The 15,739-nt window shown below is 71.5% G+C and carries 11 protein-coding genes; 7 read left to right on the top strand and 4 right to left on the bottom strand.

Going from position 1 to position 15,739, the window contains the following annotated elements; genetic code table 11:
• Position 1: 1 nt before the first annotated feature.
• From FVE89_RS18735 to FVE89_RS18750, 4 genes are all read right to left on the bottom strand, one after another.
• The gene (locus FVE89_RS18735) at positions 2–1,108 is read right to left on the bottom strand and encodes a glycosyltransferase (RefSeq protein WP_160535578.1); all 1,107 of its coding nucleotides are present in this window, start codon (positions 1,106–1,108) and stop codon (positions 2–4) included.
• A 266-nt stretch (positions 1,109–1,374) separates the two neighbouring features.
• Positions 1,375–3,573 (bottom strand): polysaccharide biosynthesis tyrosine autokinase, encoded by a 2,199-nt coding sequence (locus FVE89_RS18740; protein WP_246730993.1) that lies wholly within the window; start codon positions 3,571–3,573, stop codon positions 1,375–1,377.
• Positions 3,574–3,578: 5 nt separating this feature from the next.
• Positions 3,579–4,748, bottom strand: a complete 1,170-nt coding sequence (locus FVE89_RS18745; protein WP_160535582.1) for a glycosyltransferase — start codon at positions 4,746–4,748, stop codon at positions 3,579–3,581.
• Positions 4,749–5,222: 474 nt separating this feature from the next.
• A complete protein-coding gene (locus FVE89_RS18750; protein ID WP_160535584.1) occupies positions 5,223–6,311 on the bottom strand; it encodes an acyltransferase in 1,089 nt (362 codons plus the stop codon).
• 374 nt (positions 6,312–6,685) lie between these two features.
• On the opposite strand from FVE89_RS18750, the gene FVE89_RS18755 reads away from it, so the two are divergent.
• The 7 genes from FVE89_RS18755 to FVE89_RS18785 all read left to right on the top strand — a co-directional run bounded on the left by FVE89_RS18755 (position 6,686) and on the right by FVE89_RS18785 (position 15,690).
• Positions 6,686–6,940, top strand: a complete 255-nt coding sequence (locus FVE89_RS18755; protein WP_160535586.1) for an acyl carrier protein — start codon at positions 6,686–6,688, stop codon at positions 6,938–6,940.
• Positions 6,937–8,100, top strand: a complete 1,164-nt coding sequence (locus FVE89_RS18760; protein ID WP_160535588.1) for an acyl-CoA dehydrogenase family protein — start codon at positions 6,937–6,939, stop codon at positions 8,098–8,100. Before FVE89_RS18755 ends, FVE89_RS18760 begins: the two co-directional genes overlap by 4 nt.
• Positions 8,100–9,056 carry an amino acid--[acyl-carrier-protein] ligase gene (locus tag FVE89_RS18765; RefSeq protein WP_160535590.1) on the top strand — a complete coding sequence of 319 codons (957 nt, stop codon included), beginning with the start codon at positions 8,100–8,102 and terminating at the stop codon, positions 9,054–9,056. Before FVE89_RS18760 ends, FVE89_RS18765 begins: the two co-directional genes overlap by 1 nt.
• A gap of 3 nt (positions 9,057–9,059) precedes the next feature.
• Positions 9,060–10,031: a DUF1839 family protein gene (locus tag FVE89_RS18770; RefSeq protein ID WP_160535592.1), complete on the top strand. Its 972-nt coding sequence runs from the start codon at positions 9,060–9,062 to the stop codon at positions 10,029–10,031.
• Positions 10,032–10,209: 178 nt separating this feature from the next.
• The gene (locus tag FVE89_RS18775) at positions 10,210–12,642 is read left to right on the top strand and encodes a glycoside hydrolase family 2 protein (RefSeq protein WP_160535593.1); all 2,433 of its coding nucleotides are present in this window, start codon (positions 10,210–10,212) and stop codon (positions 12,640–12,642) included.
• A complete protein-coding gene (locus FVE89_RS18780; protein ID WP_246730998.1) occupies positions 12,632–14,419 on the top strand; it encodes a thioesterase in 1,788 nt (595 codons plus the stop codon). The genes FVE89_RS18775 and FVE89_RS18780 overlap by 11 nt, the downstream gene beginning before the upstream one ends.
• Positions 14,416–15,690, top strand: coding sequence for a hypothetical protein (locus FVE89_RS18785; protein WP_160535595.1), 1,275 nt, complete (start codon positions 14,416–14,418; stop codon positions 15,688–15,690). Before FVE89_RS18780 ends, FVE89_RS18785 begins: the two co-directional genes overlap by 4 nt.
• The last annotated feature ends 49 nt before the right edge of the window (positions 15,691–15,739 follow it).

The raw sequence follows: 15,739 nt of genomic DNA on the forward strand, positions 1-15,739 counted from the left end.
GTCAGGCGCGGGCGGCGGTTTCGAGGATGAGGTCGGCGAGGGCCTGCTGCATGCCGGCCGCGCCGTAGCGGGTGAGCGCGCGGTCCCGGGCCAGCCGGGTGCGCGGTGCGACCGCGTCCGGGTCGGCCAGCAGATCAGCGAGGGCGGCGGCGAGCAGGTCGGGCCGGCGCGGCGGGATCAGGGTGCCGGCCGCGCCGCCGTCGAGGATCTCCGCGGAGGCGCCCGCATCGGTGGCGATCACCGGCACGCCGGCCAGCATCGCCTCCACCAGCGTCCGGCCGAAGGGCTCGGGATCGACGGAGGGATGCACCACTGCGTCGACCGCCTGCATCAGCCGCGGCACGTCCGGGCGCTGGCCGAGGAACAGCACCCGCTCCGAGAGGCCGAGGGCCGACGCCCGGGCGCGCAACGCGGCCGCGTAGGCATCCTCGCCGAACAGGGCCGTGCCGACGACGAGGCAGCGGACATCCGGGAGCTTCGCCAAGGCCTCGATCACCACATCCTGCCCCTTCCAGGGCGCGAGGCGGCTGAACACGCCGACGAGCGGACCATCCGGCAGGCCGAGTTCGGCGCGCAGGGCCGCCGGGGTTCGGGGATCGCGGTCGAGATCGAGCCCGTTCGGCACGACGGTGACGCGGGAGGCTCGGCCGCCGGCCCTGACGAAGGCGTCCGCCGCGGCCCGCGAGGGCACGACAACCCGGGCCGCGCACAGGTTGGCGAGCCGCGCCTGCACGATCCGCTGGGCGCGGCCGAAATGGGCGCCGTCCAGGATGTCGTGCAGGTGCCAGATGATCGGCCGGCCGACGAGGCGGGCGGGGATCGCCGCGAGGAGGAACGCCTTCTGCGAATTGGCGTAGACGACGTCGCAGGTGCGCGCCGCCCGGGCGATCTCCAGCGCGAGGCCGGCGAGCCGCCCGAGCTTCGGCAGCGCCGTCAGGACCGAGGCGTCCCGGCGCAGGCCCGACAGGCCGGTCCCCCGCCGGGCGAGGCGAATCGCGAGGCCGGCGCCGCGCAGGGCATCGGCCAGCGCACCGTCCTCGAACAGGAACGCCGTGGAGCCGTCCCAGGGGCGCACCACATCGCGCAGGACGAGTTCGGCTCCTGACATCGTTCCGGTGTGGGAGACGAACAGGACCCGGGGGCGCGCCGCGCTCTCCCTCCCTGGCGATCCCGGGCCTGGCCGGGATCGCTCAAGCTTGTGGGGAGGAGTCGGGGGTGGGGGTGGTGCAGGATCGGGCGGAGCGGTGCCTTCTGCGCCACCCCCACCCCTGGCCCCTCCCCGCAAGGGGGAGGGAAAACGCGCTTGTCGTTCGAGCGGTTGATGTCCGCCGTAACCATCCGGCTCCGCCCGGTCGGCGGACAGCGCCCCGGTCATCACGCGGCCCTGCCGGTGTGCGGCTGGGGCAGTTGCAGGACGTCGTAGGTCGGCTGGCGGCCCGACCGGACCATGGTCATCGCGATCCCCAGCACGGTGCCGCCGGCCTGCCGGAGGTTCGTGACCGCCTCGACGATGTCGGACAGCTGCGAACGGCCGTAGCGGGCGCAGCAGAGCACGCCGTCCACGTGGCGGGCGAGCATCGCGGCGTCCATCAGCAGGCCGGTCGGCGGGCTGTCGAGCAGGACGAGGTCGTAGCGGCGCGTCCAGCGCAGGAACTCGGCCATGCGCGTGCTCATCAGCAGATCGGTCGAGTCCGAGGTCGGCGTTCCCGCCGGGATCACGTCGTACCGGCCGGTCGGGATCACCGCCTCGGCGGGACCGACCTCGCCCCGCAGCACCCCGACGAGCCCCGGCCCGCGCCCGAGCCCGAGCGAGGCGTCGAAGTTCGGCCGGCGCAGGTCGCACTCGATCACCAGCACGCGCCGTCCGCTCGCGGCGCCGACGGCGGCGAGCGCGAAGGCCGTGAAGGATTTGCCTTCGCGGGGTTTCGCGGAGGTGACCAGGACGAGGCGGGACGCGCCGCCGCCGGCCAGGACGAGATGCGCGTGCAGATTGCGCAGCACGGTCTGCATCACCGGGTCGGTCCGGGCCCGCTCCAGCGCTGCGGGGAGATCGAGCTCCCGGCGCCGGTCCGCCAGCCGCCCGATGAATCCGGGGGGCTCCAGGGACGGCAGCTGCGCGAAGACCGGGGCACCGGTGCCCGCCATGAGCGGCCCCGGATTGCGGACCCGCTGGTCGGTGACGTCGCGCAGCAGGGCCGCGGCGGCGGCCAGCACGCCCGCCAGCACCAACCCGCCGGCCAGGAACGGCACGGGCTTCGGCGAGAACGGCTCCTGCGGCAGCTCGGCGAGGCTCACGAGGCGCGTCGATCCGGTGAGGATGCGCCGCTCGGTCTCCAGTTCGCCCGCGCGCTTGACGAGGTCGGCATAGCGCGTGCGCTTGATCTCCGCGTTGCGGACCATGCCCTCGATCGAGGCCTCGTCGTCCATGGCGGCGGCGGCCTCGGTCTTGGCGGTCTCCAGCTGGGCGCGCAGCGACCGGGCCAGGGCGCTCGAAGCGTCGTAGGACTTGCGCAGACCCTGGGCGACGTTGCGGATCTCCTGATCGATGCGCTCGCGCAGGCTCGCCCGCTCGGTCGTGAGGGCGCGGATGGCCGGATGGTTCGCGCCGAGCGACGTGCCCTGGTTGGCGAGCTGCGCCGCGACGCCGCTCAGCTGCTGCTTGAGGGACACGATGGTGGGGCTCGACAGGACCGCCGGGGCGGTCTCGGCGCCGCGCGCGCCGCGGCTCTCGATCTCGCCGAGGCGCGCGGCGGCGTCCGCCTTGGCGGCCTCGGCGGTGGCGAGCTGCTGGCTGATGCTGGTCAGGCGCTCGGCGCTGATCGGCGCGTTCGAGCCCTTCAGGAGGCCCTTGCGGCGGCGGAAGGTCTGGATCCGGGTCTCATCCTCGCGGATCGAGGCGTCGAGCTGGCTGATCTCCGTGTGCAGCCAGTCGGATGCCGCCTTGCGGCTGGAGGCCTGGGCTTCGCGCTGGTCGTCGAGGAAGGCCTCGATGAGCGCGTTGGTCATCGTCTGCGCCACCTCGGGCAGCGGCGACCGGTAGCCGATGGTGATGATGCGGGAGCGCCCGGAGCTGATCACGGTGTAGCGCTTTTGCAGGTACTCGACCAAGGCGTTGCGATCGGCGGCGAGCGTCGCGCAGGCGGCGTCCTTCTTCTCGGAGATCGAGTCCGGCTTTCCGCCGCTGGCGGCGTAGCGGCACTCGGCCAGGACGGGGGCGACGAGGCCCCGGTCGATGGCGAGCCGCAGCAGCCGCGGCGAGCGGATCACCAGGATCTGGCTCTCGATATCGGCCGGATCGCCGATCTTCTGGATCCAGGCCATCGAGGCATTGTGGGCGCCGGGCTCCGCCTCGGCGACGATCACCGAGCCGGTTGCCACGTATTGCGGCGCGATCATCTTCAGCGCGGTCACGGCGAGGCCGAGGGTGACGACGAACACCGTCGCGAACAGGTAGCGGCGGCGCCAGATCCGCAGCAGCGGCGCGGCGAGCGGGCTGCCGCGGCCCTGCTCCTGCGCGGCGGCGCGGGCCGGGGGCTGGTCGTTCAGATCGACGGTGACGAGCGACATGGACATCGGCGTCAGCTCACAGCTTCCAGGCGCGGCAGGATGCGCGTCGGCGGCTCGCAATCCGCCCGGTGGAGGGCCATCTGCTCATCCACGAAGCGGGAGAACCGGGCCCGGAACAGCTCGGCCGAGAACTGATCGGCCTGCGCCCGGCAGGCGTCCCGGGTGAAGTTGTGTTCCTGCTGGATGAAGCCCCGCACGCAGGCCGCGACCGCCTCCGGGTCCGGCCTGTCGAAGAACATCCCGGAGCGTTGCGGGCCGCGCCCCTGGACGGTCTCGCGGGCGCCGCCGCGGCCGAGGGCCAGGACCGGGGTGCCCTCCGAGGAGGCCTCCAGCACGATGATCCCGAAATCCTCCTCGGCGGCGAAGATGAAGGCGCGGGCGGTGGCCATCAGCCGGCGCAGCCCCTCGTCGGACACGAAGCCCGTGAAGGAGACGTTCGGCCCGGCGATTCCCCGCAGCCGCGCGGCATCGGGGCCGCTGCCCGCCACCACGAGGTGGAGATCGGGAAGCAACGCGAAGGCGCGGACCACCGCCTCCACGTTCTTGTAGGCAACGAGCCGGCTCGCCACGAGGAAGTGGTTGCCGCGCGGCCCGTCGAAGCGATCGCTCGACAGGGTGATCGGCGGATGGATCACCTCGGCGGCGCGGCCGTAGACCTTCCGGATCCGTCGCGCCACGAAGGCCGAGTTGGCCACGATCGCGTTGGGTCCGGCGGCCGTGCGCACGTCCCACAGGCGCATCCGGTGCAGGACCATGCGGGCGAGCGCGCCCTTGAGGCCGGTGTCGCAGTTGCTCTCGCGCAGGTAGGTGTGCTGCAGGTCCCAGGCGTAGCGCATGGGCGAGTGCACGTACGCGATGTGGAGCTGGTCGGGTCCGGTCAGCACGCCCTTGGCCACGGCGTAGCTCGACGAGATGATGAGGTCGTAGGCCGACAGATCGAACTGCTCGATCGCGATCGGCATCAGCGGCAGGTAGGCCCGGTGCCGCGTGCGGGCGAAGGGCATGCGCTGCAGGAAACTCGTGCGCGACCGGTCGTAGCCGATCCGTGCCCGGTCCGCCGGCGGCAGGAAGTCGAACAGCGTGAAGACGTCCGCGTCCGGATAGATCCGCAGCAGCTGCTCGAGAACGCGCTCGGCCCCGCCGACGACGTACAACCAGTCGTGAACGATTGCGACGCGCATAACAACTTCCTCGTCGATGCGCCGGGGTCGGAAGATAGACTTTCCGTCCGCCGCCCGTGTGCACGACGTTGAGCGGAGACGCATGCAGGAGGCTAGATGAGGCCTCGCGCTTAAAAAATAAGTGAATACGACGGAGTCTACGGCAAATAGTGCTTATTGCGCACTCAAGGATGTCGAGCAACCTTAATATTCATTTTACGTTATGGTTACGAATCGAGCCGGCAAATACACGTTTTCAGCGATGTGACTGGCGGCGCTCACCCGCGCTGCTTGTGCGGTTCCGGAACGGAACCGGGCGGGCCTTCGCGCGGTATCGGCCTCGACGGGCAGGTGGCACGTTCGCTCGGCCGTCCGGATGAAGGGGCGCGCCCGCCCGCACCTTCCCCCTGTCCTCATCGCGCGGACGATCCGATCGGAGCGCCCTCCATTAAGGCGGCGGCCTGCGCCCGGCACGGGCCCCACGCCTCGCTCCCGTCACGGCGTGAGGGCGCTGCGCAGCGGCTGAGCCGTCGGCCGGCGGTCGAAGCGGCGTCGAAGCGCCGCGTTCATCGGGGCTTCGACGCGGCGGAACAGCACCTCCCCGACGAGGGCCGCCGCCGAGAACGCGATCACGAAGATCAGCCCGACGCGCAGGGCGCCCGAGACGGGCAGGACGCCGACGACCTTGGAGGCAGCGTGCAGCATCAGGTTGTGGACGAGATAGAAGGAGTAGCTGGCATTGCCCTGAGACAGCAGCCAGCGCGATCGGAGGAGGATGCCGCCCCGCTCCAGCAGCAGCATCGCACCCACGATCAGGCTGGCGGCCGATCCCCAGACCAGGGGCCGGGCGAAATCCGTCAGTTCGCCTCCCATGGCGAGGGCCTGGGTGGCGATCTGCCCGCCGAGAACCAGCAGCCCCGCCGCCACGCAGGCGGCGCCGGCCACGCGCCGGACCGGGAATCGCGGGTTCGGGGCGGGAAGGCGCAGATACGCGTAGCCGAGTCCGATCCCGGCGGCGAATTCCAGCACGATCGGCTTGGTATAGAAGGCCCAGTACAGGCCGGAGACCGGCAGAAATCCCAGGAGGACCAGGCCGAGGAAGAGTCCCCCCGCCGCGAGCGCCCGGTGCGCCAGGACGGGGATCAGCAGCAGACCGGCGAAGACGACGTAGAAGAACATCTCGTAGTTGAGGGTCCAGCCGACGGAATTCAGCGGCTCGATGTAGCCGTTTCGGGAGAACGGGACGAAGAGGAGGGACTGGATCAGGTATTCCGGTCGGAATTCCATGACGCCGATCGGCTTCAGGCCCGTCAGCGCCAGGAGCGCGATGAGGAGTGTCACGAGCCAGTAGACCGGGACGACGCGGGCGACCCGCCGCATCAGGAACGCGCCAACGCTCGTTCTGTCCCCGCTGGTGCTCACGAACATGATGAAGCCGGACAGGACGAAGAACACGTCGACGCCGGCCGACCCGAAGGCCAGGAAGTCCGCCCTCGGCAGCACCGATCCGGCGTATTGGCCGAAATGCGTCAGGAAGACGAGGTAGGCCGCGAGGGCGCGCAGGATCTGCAGATTGTAGAGCATGGCTCGCCGGCTGCCCGCGGGACATCCTCCGCCCGTGCTGGCGCGAAGACGGGCCACCATGCCGGATCCGAAGCCGCCGAGTCACGGACTCTTCGGAGTCTTGCTGAATGACCCGCTGCGATGGACCGAAGATACCGGCCTGGACAGTCTTGTCCACATGTCCAAGCTGAAACACTGGTCAATTCCGGCTGGAAATTGGTTAGAAAGGCACCCGCGGTCAATATGGCCGGCGCGGTTCGCTTGCGGACCTCTATCCGCAGCCACGCGTCTGCCGGCCCCGGGGACGGTGGAAATTTACTATTAATCAGTAGAATATTTGACGCCTCGCGTGGCGGATCAATAAAGTGCTTACCACTGAATTAAGGAGTTCCGCCTTGAACATCGCTCAAGATATTCGCGAGATCCTGGCCTCGAACGAAGCCTTCGCCGGAAAGGCCGATCAGCTCGCCGACGATGACAGCCTGTTCGACATGGGTCTCGACTCCTTCGGCTCCGTGCAGCTGATGCTGGCGCTTGAGGAGCGCTTCAACGTCGAGTTCCCCGACGAGCTCCTGAACCGCAAATCGTTCTCGTCGATCCGCGCGATCAGCGAGGCCGTCTCCACCCTGATCCGGCAGGAAGCCGCATGAGCACGCTCGCCGCGCGTGCCGAGCGGGCGGCGGCGGTGGCGGCACGGCACGCCGATGCCGTCGACCGCGAGGGCCGCTTCCCCGCGGAGGCGGTCGCCGCTCTGAAGGACGAGCGCCTTCTGGGCCTCCAGATCCCGGGGCAGTTCGGCGGCGAGGGCGCCGGGCTGGTGCAGATCGCGGAGGTCTGCAGCACGCTCGGCCATGCCTGCAGCGCGGCCGCGATGGTCTTCGCGATGCACCACATCAAGGTGTCGAGCCTCGTGACCCACGGGCTCGACAGCGCGTGGCATTGCCGGCTGATGGAGCGGATCGCCCACGAGCAATTGCTCGTCGCCTCCTCGACCACAGAGGCCGGCATCGGCGGCGACCTGCGCAACTCCCTGTGCGCCGTGGAGACCACCGGCGAGACCTTCTCGCTCGGCAAGGACGCCTCGGTGATCTCCTACGGGGCGCAGGCCGACCTGATCCTCGCCACGGCAAGGCGCCATCCGGAGGCCGCGACCTCCGATCAGGTGCTGGTCGCGCTGATGGCCAACCAGATCTCGCTCGCCCGCACCAGCCAGTGGGACACGCTCGGCATGCGCGGCACCTGCAGCGACGGCTTCCGCCTGGAGGCCCGCAACGTGCCGGTCGAGCAGATCCTGCCCAAACCCTTCGCCGAGATCGCCGCCCAGTCGATGCTGGCCTCCTCGCACCTGCTCTGGAGCAGCGTGTGGTACGGCATCGCCACCTACGCGGTCGATCGCGCCCGGGCCTTCGTGCAGGCCGAGGCACGCCGCGCCCCCGGCAAGGTGCCGCCGACCGCGCTCCGGCTCGCCGAGGTCGTGAACGCGCATCAGGCCATGCGCGGCACCGTCGTGGCGGCGCTCCGCCGCTACGAGGACGCGCATGGGGATGCCGACACGATCGGGTCGCTCGGCTTCAGCGTCATGCTCAACAACCTGAAGGTGACCGTCTCCGACATGGCGGTCGACATCGTGCGCCGCGCCCTCTCGATCGTGGGGCTCTCCGGCTACAAGAACGACACGCCCTACAGCCTGGGCCGACCGCTGCGCGACGTCCTGTCGGCGCCGCTGATGATCGGCAACGACCGCATCCTCGCCAACACCGCCAAGCTCCTGCTCGTGCAGAAGGGCAGCGGTCAGCTCATGAGCGCGTGATGGACTCGATCTCCTCTCCCCAGGGCGACCTCATCCTCGACGAGGAGCCGCAGGGCGGCCCGACCTTCCTCGACCGCCTGTTCGATCACGGGCTGCTGATCCGCACCGGCGTGGACGGCCTCTACGGCCGCAGCGGCGCCTTCGAGAGCGTGGTCGAAGCCCTCGACCGGCTGATCAGCCGTTTGGGCGCCGCCGACGGCGCCGAGGTCATGCGCTTCCCGCCCGGCATGAGCCGGCCGGCCTTCGAGCGCAGCGGCTATCTCAAGGGCTTCCCGAACCTCGCGGGCACGGTCCACAGCTTCTGCGGCGACGGGGCGGGACACGCCGAGATCCTGGCCTGCGTCGAGGAGGGCCGCGACTGGACCGGCCAGCAGGAGGCCACCGACATCGTCCTGACGCCTGCCGCCTGCTACCCGCTCTACCCGGTGGCCGCGGCCCGCGGCGCGTTGCCGGCCGAAGGGCGCCTGTTCGACTTGCAGTCTTATTGCTTCCGGCGCGAACCCTCGCTGGAGCCGACCCGGATGCAGCTGTTCCGGATGCGCGAATACGTCCGGATGGGCAGCCCCGAGCAGGTTTTGGCCTTCCGCGAATCCTGGCTGGAGCGCGGCACCGCGATGATGCGCGATCTCGGCCTGCCGCTCGCCATCGACGTGGCCAACGACCCGTTCTTCGGGCGCGCCGGACGGATGCTCGCCAACAACCAGCGGGCGCAGGGCCTGAAGTTCGAGCTGAACGTGCCGGTCAACAGCGTCGAGAAGCCGACCGCGTGCCTGAGCTTCAACTACCACCAGGACCATTTCGGCAGCACCTGGGCGCTGCGGCAGGCCGACGGCAGTGTCGCCCACACGGCCTGCGTCGGCTTCGGGCTGGAGCGGATCACCCTGGCGCTGCTGAAGCATCACGGGCTCGACCGCGCCGCGTGGCCCGAGGCCGTGCGCGATGCGCTCTGGGGCTGAGCCGTGACCGCCGCGTTGCGCCTGCCCGCGGGGCTCGGGAGCGCGGGACCCTACGTCCCGCACCCGCTCCATGACGGCGGCCGGGACTGGCCGGAGACCAATTGCTACGTCGACCTCTGGATCGAACTGCTGCATGGCCGCGGCCTCGTCCCCGAGGCGATGCTGGGCTTCACGCTCCGGCAGGATTTCGAGGGCGACCAGTTCACCTTCTTCAAGCCGCCGCCCGGCGACATCGAACGGCTCTACGGCCTGGAGGTGCTGGAACTCGCGGTTTACGCGAACCTCGAAGCGCATGCCATGACCCAGGCGGCAGCCGGCCGGCCGGTGCTGATGGAGGTCGACGCGATCCACCTGCCCGACACGCACGGCACCACCTACGGGCGCGACCACGGCAAGACCACGATCGGTATCCTGGCCCTCGACCCCATCTCCGGTGAACTCGATTACCTGCACAATGCCGGTCGCTTCCGGCTCTCGGGGGCGGATTACGCCGGGATCTTCGGGCCTTCGACGCTGCCGCCCTATGCGGAATTCGTGAAGACGGTCGCCCCGCCCCTGCCGGAATCGGAGCTGCCGGGCGTCGCGTTGGACCTGCTCGCCAGGCATCGCGCCCGGGCGCCGGAGCGCAACCCGGTCCTGGCGTTCCGCGACGCGCTGGCCGTCACCGCCGACGGACTCGTGTGCCAGCCGCTCAGCGTGTTCCACGCCTACGCGTTCAACACGACCCGCCAGCTCGGGGCGAATTTCGAGATGCTGGCGAGCCACCTGACTTGGCTCGACGCCAACGGGGCCGGGGCCTTCGCGCCCGCCGCCGAGGCGGCCGCCGAGCTGAGCCGCGAGGCGAAGGCGTTCCAGTTCCAGCTCGCCCGCGCCTTTCACCGCCGCAAGGCGGACGGGCTGGCCCCGCGCCTCGACAAGGTGGCGGCGACCTACGACCGCGTCTTCGCCTTTCTCGACGACGCGCTCGGCGCCTGAAGCTAGCGAATGTCATGGTTTCAAAAGGTCGAGACCTTTTGCGGGTGCAGGGCAGAGCCCTGCAAAACGCTTCACCGGCCCCCATCCGGGGGCCGGTGAAGCGTTCGTCGGGGTTTTACCCCGACACCCCACCAAAGGGACGCGTCCCTTTGGAAACCCGTGATCGGCGTGTGGCGCGATGGCCCTGATCCGGAGCATCGATGGACAGGCGCCCCAGGACCTGCCCGGTCCCTGGCGGTTCACCCTGACGCCGCCCGGCGCCTGCGCGGGGCCGGGCGATCTCGACGGGGTGGCCGATTGGATCCCGGCCGTGGTTCCGGGGACCGCCGCCGCTGCCCTGCGCGCGGCCGGACGCTGGTCGGAGGCGGCGCCGACGCCGATCCACGATCGGGACGTCTGGTATCGGACGCGGCTCACCGGCCCCGCCCGGGTCCGCCTGCGCTTCGAGGGCTTGGCGACGCTCGCCGAGATCTGGCTCGACGGCGTGCCGGTGCTCGCCACCCGCTCGATGTTCGCGCCGCACGCGGTGGAGGTCGGGCTCGGCGACGAATCCGATCTCGCGCTCTGCTTCCGCTCGCTGCGGGCGGAACTCGACCGGCCGGCCAAGCGCGGGCGCTGGCGGCCGCGGATGATCACGCCGGGCTCCCTGCGCCATGTGCGGACCAGCGCGCTCGGATTCATGCCGGGCTGGGCTCCGGAAATCGACCATGTCGGCCCCTACCGGCCGATCACCCTTGAGGCGGTGCGCCCCGGCCGTTCGGCCGACCTGCGCGCCACCCTCGACGGGGCGACCGGCCGCCTGACCGCGCGCCTGACCGTCGAGGGCGGCGCCGGGACGGTCACGCTCCGCTGCGACGGGCGCGAGACGATGCTCGCCGAGACGGAACCGGGCCTCTTCGCCGGTGAGATGATGCTGCCGGGAATCGCCCCCTGGTGGCCGCACACCCATGGTGCGCCGAACCTCCACGCGGTCTCCGCCCGGATCGACGGCGTTTCGGTCGATCTCGGCCGTGTGGGCTTCCGGTCGCTGTCGCTGACGCGGCCCTTCGAAACGGGCCTGTCGCTCGCCGTCAACGGCGTCCCGGTCTTCTGCCGCGGCGCCCTCTGGACTCCGCCGGATCTCGTCGGCCTCGGCTCGGGCGGGATGCGGACGCTGCTCACGCTGGCCCGCGAGGCCGGCATGAACATGCTGCGCGTGCCGGGCACGACGCTCTATCCCGCGACCGATTTTTTCGATCTCTGCGACGAACTCGGCATCCTGGTCTGGCAGGACCTGACGCTCGCTAATTTCGATTACCCGCACGACGATCCGGGTTTCGCGGCCGTCCTGACCCGGGAAGTCACCGCCTTCCTCGACCGGACCCAGACGGCGCCGTCGCTCTGCGTCCTGTGCGGCGGCAGCGAGGTCTGGCAGCAGGCCGCCATGCTCGGCGCGCCGCGCGCAATCTGGGCCGACGCTTTCTGCGAGACGACGCTGCCGTCTCTGGTTCAAGCCCAGCGCCCCGACATCGTGGTCGTGCCGAACTCGCCCTCCGGCGGCGCCCTCCCGTTCGCGCCGCGCGGCGGCTGCACCCATTATTTCGGCGTCGGCGCCTATCGCCGGCCCCTCGACGATGCCCGCCGGGCCGAAATCGGCTTCGCCAGCGAATGCCTCGCCTTCGCCAACCCGCCCGAGCCCGGGACGCCGGGGCCGGCAGGTCCGGCCGATCCGGGCTGGGCGGCCGGCATTCCCCGCGACCGGGGCGCCGACTGGGATTTCGAGACGGTCCGCGACCATTATGTCGGCCACCTCTACGGCGTCGATCCCGCCGCCCTGCGCGCCGAGGATCCGGAGCGCTACCTCGATCTCGGCCGCGCGGCCGTGGCCGAGGCGATGGAGGCGACCTTCGCCGAGTGGCGCCGGCCGCGTTCGCCGACCGCCGGCGGGCTCGTCCTGATGCTGCGCGACCTCGGGCCGGGCGCCGGCTGGGGCGTGATCGACTGGACGCAGCGCCCCAAATCCGCGTGGTACGCCCTGAAGCGCGCTTTCCGCCCCGTGCAGATCCTCCTCACCGACGAGGGGCTGGACGGCCTGCACGTCCACATCCTCAACGAGACCGCGGATTCCCGCGCCCTGACGGTGACGCTGACCTTCGCCGAGCGCGGCGGCCGCGTCGCGGCGCGGGCCGCGCGCGCCGTCATCCTCGAAGCCCGCGACGCGCTGACGCTGACCTCTGCCGATCTGCTCGGCCGCTTCTTCGACGCCACCGACAGCTACCGGTTCGGACCACGGGTCCACGATGTCGCCCATGCCTGCCTGACCGACGCCGGTGGTGCCGTGATCGCCGAGGCTTTCCACGTCCCGGGTCCGCGCCCGATCACCCCTGAGCCGATCGGCCTCACCGCCGAGCCGATGACGACGGAGGCGGGGCCGGCCCTGCGGATCGCCGCCGAGCGCTTCGCCTTCTTCGTGCAGATCCTCACCCCCGATGCGCAGCCCTCCGACAGCGGCTTCCATCTCGCGCCCGGGACCTCGCGGCTCATCGCCTTCCCGGATCGTCGGCGGCTGCCCCGCGGCACCGTGCGCACCATCAACGGCACCGAGAGCGTGGAATTCGGCCATGATGCCTGAGACCCGGCCCGCCTCAGCCCCCTCCCCCGGCCGCATCGATCCGGCACCGGTGACGTTCGAGGGCCTGTTCGGCTGGTTCCATCCGGCCGCCGGGCGGCGTGGCGTGGTCCTGTGCGGCGCCTACGGGTTCGAGCAGATGGCGGCCCATCGCCCCTGGCGCGCGCTGGCCGGGCGACTCGCCGGGGCGGGCTGCCCGACCCTGCGCTTCGACTATCCGGGCGAAGGCGATTCCGCCGATCCCGACGCGGCCGGCGCCGCGGCCTGCGTGACCGCCATCCGCCACGCCATCCGGTTCCTGCGCGAGACGGCGGGCGTCACGGAGATCGTCCTCGTCGGCCTGCGCCTCGGCGCGAGTTTCGCGGCGCTCGCCGCCGAAGCGGAGCCCGTGGATCGCCTCGTCCTGCTGGCGCCGATCGCCACGGGCCGCGCCTATCTGCGCGAGATGCGGCTGCGGGCTCAGACGATCGGGCGCCTGCCCGACGGCTCGGCCCCGCCCGCGGATCCCGAGACCCTCACCGTCGGCGGCTTCCGCATGGACGCGGCGTTCCAGGCCGAGCTGTCGGCGCTGAACCTCGCGCGGATCGCGACATCGCCCGCCCGCCAGGTGCTGCTTCTGGCCCCCGACCCGGCCGGGCTCGCCACGCGCCTTCGCACCCTCGGCTGCGCGGTCGAGACGGGACCCTTGCCCGGCCTCGCGAGTCTGGTGGGCGATCCGATCTTCGTGACGGTGCCGGAGGCGGATTTCGCCCGGATCACCGCCTTCGCGGCGGAGGGGGCCGCGCCGGCGCCGGCAGCCTCGGCGGCTCCGCACCCGGCGCGTCTCGCCGGCCCCGGCTGGAGCGAGGAGCCGGTCCATCTCGCCGCGGGCCTGTTCGGCATCGGCTGCGCGCCGCAGCGGCCGGAGCCCGGCGCGCCGACGATCCTGTTCGTCTCCACCGGCATGACGGTTCGGTCCGGCTGGGGGCGGCAGACCACGCGGCTCGCCCGGAGCCTCGCGGCCGAAGGCGTTGCCTCCCTCCGCTTCGACGTCTCCGGCGTCGGCGACAGCGAAGACCGGCTGGACGGAAGCCGGCCGCTCTTCGCGCCGGACGGATTTGCGGACGTGATCCGGGCGGTCGATCCCGTCGCCGGAGGCGGCCCGGTCGTGCTCGTCGGCGGGTGCAGCGGCGCCTACGCGGCCTTCCACGCGCTCTGTCGCGATCCGCGGATCGGCGGGGCGCTGCTCGTCAATCTCTACTGTTTCGACTGGGATCCGGAGCAGAGCGTCGACAGCGTCATCCGCCAGACCTATGGCAGCGCCGCAACCTACGCGGCGCTCCTGACGCAGGGCGACACGTGGCGCCGGCTGATCCGCGGGCAGATCCGGGTTTGGGCGATCGGCAGCGTCCTGGCCCGCCGCGGTCTCGATGCGGCGTTGCGGCGGATTCGCCGGGCGCTCCGTCCGGGGCCAGCGGGCGGATCGGTTGCCCGGCGCGTCTCCGCAATCCGGCAGCGCGGCGCCGAGATCCGCCTGCTCTACAGCGCGGGCGATCCCGGACTGACCGCCCTGCGCCGCCACCTGGGCCGCGATCCCGACCGGGTGACGATGCGCCTCGGCGCACCGGTGACGATCGTGGCGGGGGCGGATCACAACCTCGGTTCCGTCGCGGCGCAGGCCGCTCTCGGACAGGCCGTGCGCGACCTCCTGCGGGCGGTCCGGCGTGCGCACGCTGTGCAGGCCAAGCGGCCGGCCCCGACCATGTCCGGATGGCGTCAGGCCGTGACGGGCCGGGCATGAGCGCGCTCACGCGCCGCTCGGCCCTGGCCCTGGCGGCGGGCGCCCTCGTATCCGGCCGCGCCGAGGCCGCCGCGCCCGTGCACCGTTGCGAGGATCTGATCGATTCGATCGGCGTGAACGTCCATCTCGGCCATGGCGGCACACCCTATGTCGCGCGCTTCGACGCCTGCGCCGCCGCCCTCGACGCGCTGGGCGTGCGGCACCTGCGCGACGACATCGTGCTCACCGGCGCCGAGCCGGAAGGCCAGTTCGCGCGGATCGCCGCCCTCGCCGGCCGCGGCTACCGTTTCAGCCTCGTGTTCTACGACGGCCTGACCCCGGGCCCGCGCGTGCCGCCGGAAAAGTTTGCCGCGATCGCCCGGTGGTCCGGCGGCGGGCTCGTCATCGCGGAGGGCGGCAACGAGCCGCCGATCGCCGGGCGGCGCGACCTCCCGCGCCTCTCGGCCGATCATCAGGCGGCCCTGTTCCGGGCGGTGCGGATGGACGTGCGGGATTCCGAAGTGCGGGTCGCCGGACCGAGCTACATCCAGGGCAACATCGCGGCGGCGCAGAATCTCGCCGCGTCGGTCGATCTCGGCAACATCCACGCCTATCCGGGCTGCGAGCACCCGGAGACCGATGGCGGCGGCAGTCTCGCCCGCTTCGTCGCGGCGTCCCGGCCGGTCTTCGGACCGGCGCCGGTGATCGCCACCGAGAACGGCTACCACACGGCGCTGGCCACTGGCAGCGCACATCTGCCGGTCTCCGAGGGCATCCGGGCGCGCTACCTGCCGCGCCTCCTCCTGTGGAGCTACCTTCAAGGGGTGCGGCGGACCTACCTGTACGAGCTGATCGCCAGCTTCGATCACGGCGACGGCGATCCGGAGAGCCGCTTCGGCCTCCTGGCCTATGACGGCCGGCCGACCCCCGCCTTCGCGGCCGTGCGCAACCTCGTCCGGCTGTTCGCCGGCGTCGGCGCAGCCGTTCCGGGCGACATCGCGGCCGAGCCGGCCGCCGCGATGCCGGACCTCGTCTCGGCTCGCTTCGCCCGGGCGGACGGCGCCCTTCTGGTTCCGCTCTGGCTGGGGATCGACGGATGGGACCGCCGCAGCCTCGCGCCCCGGCCCGATGCGCCGCCGCAAGCGGTGGACATCTTCCTCTCGCGCCGGCCCGGGAGCGTGCGCCTGCATCGCTTCGCGGATGACGGTTCGGTGCGCGTCGATGGGCTCGCCCCCGAACGGCGCGTGCCGGTTCAGGTCACCGACCGGCTCAGCGTCCTGGAAATCACGTAGGCCATCCATACGGACAGAATTTCGCCGCCGGCCGTCCTATCTGACGAGG

It is taken from the genome of Methylobacterium sp. 2A, assembly GCF_009806555.1.
In the GTDB taxonomy this organism is placed as follows: Bacteria; Pseudomonadota; Alphaproteobacteria; order Rhizobiales; family Beijerinckiaceae; genus Methylobacterium.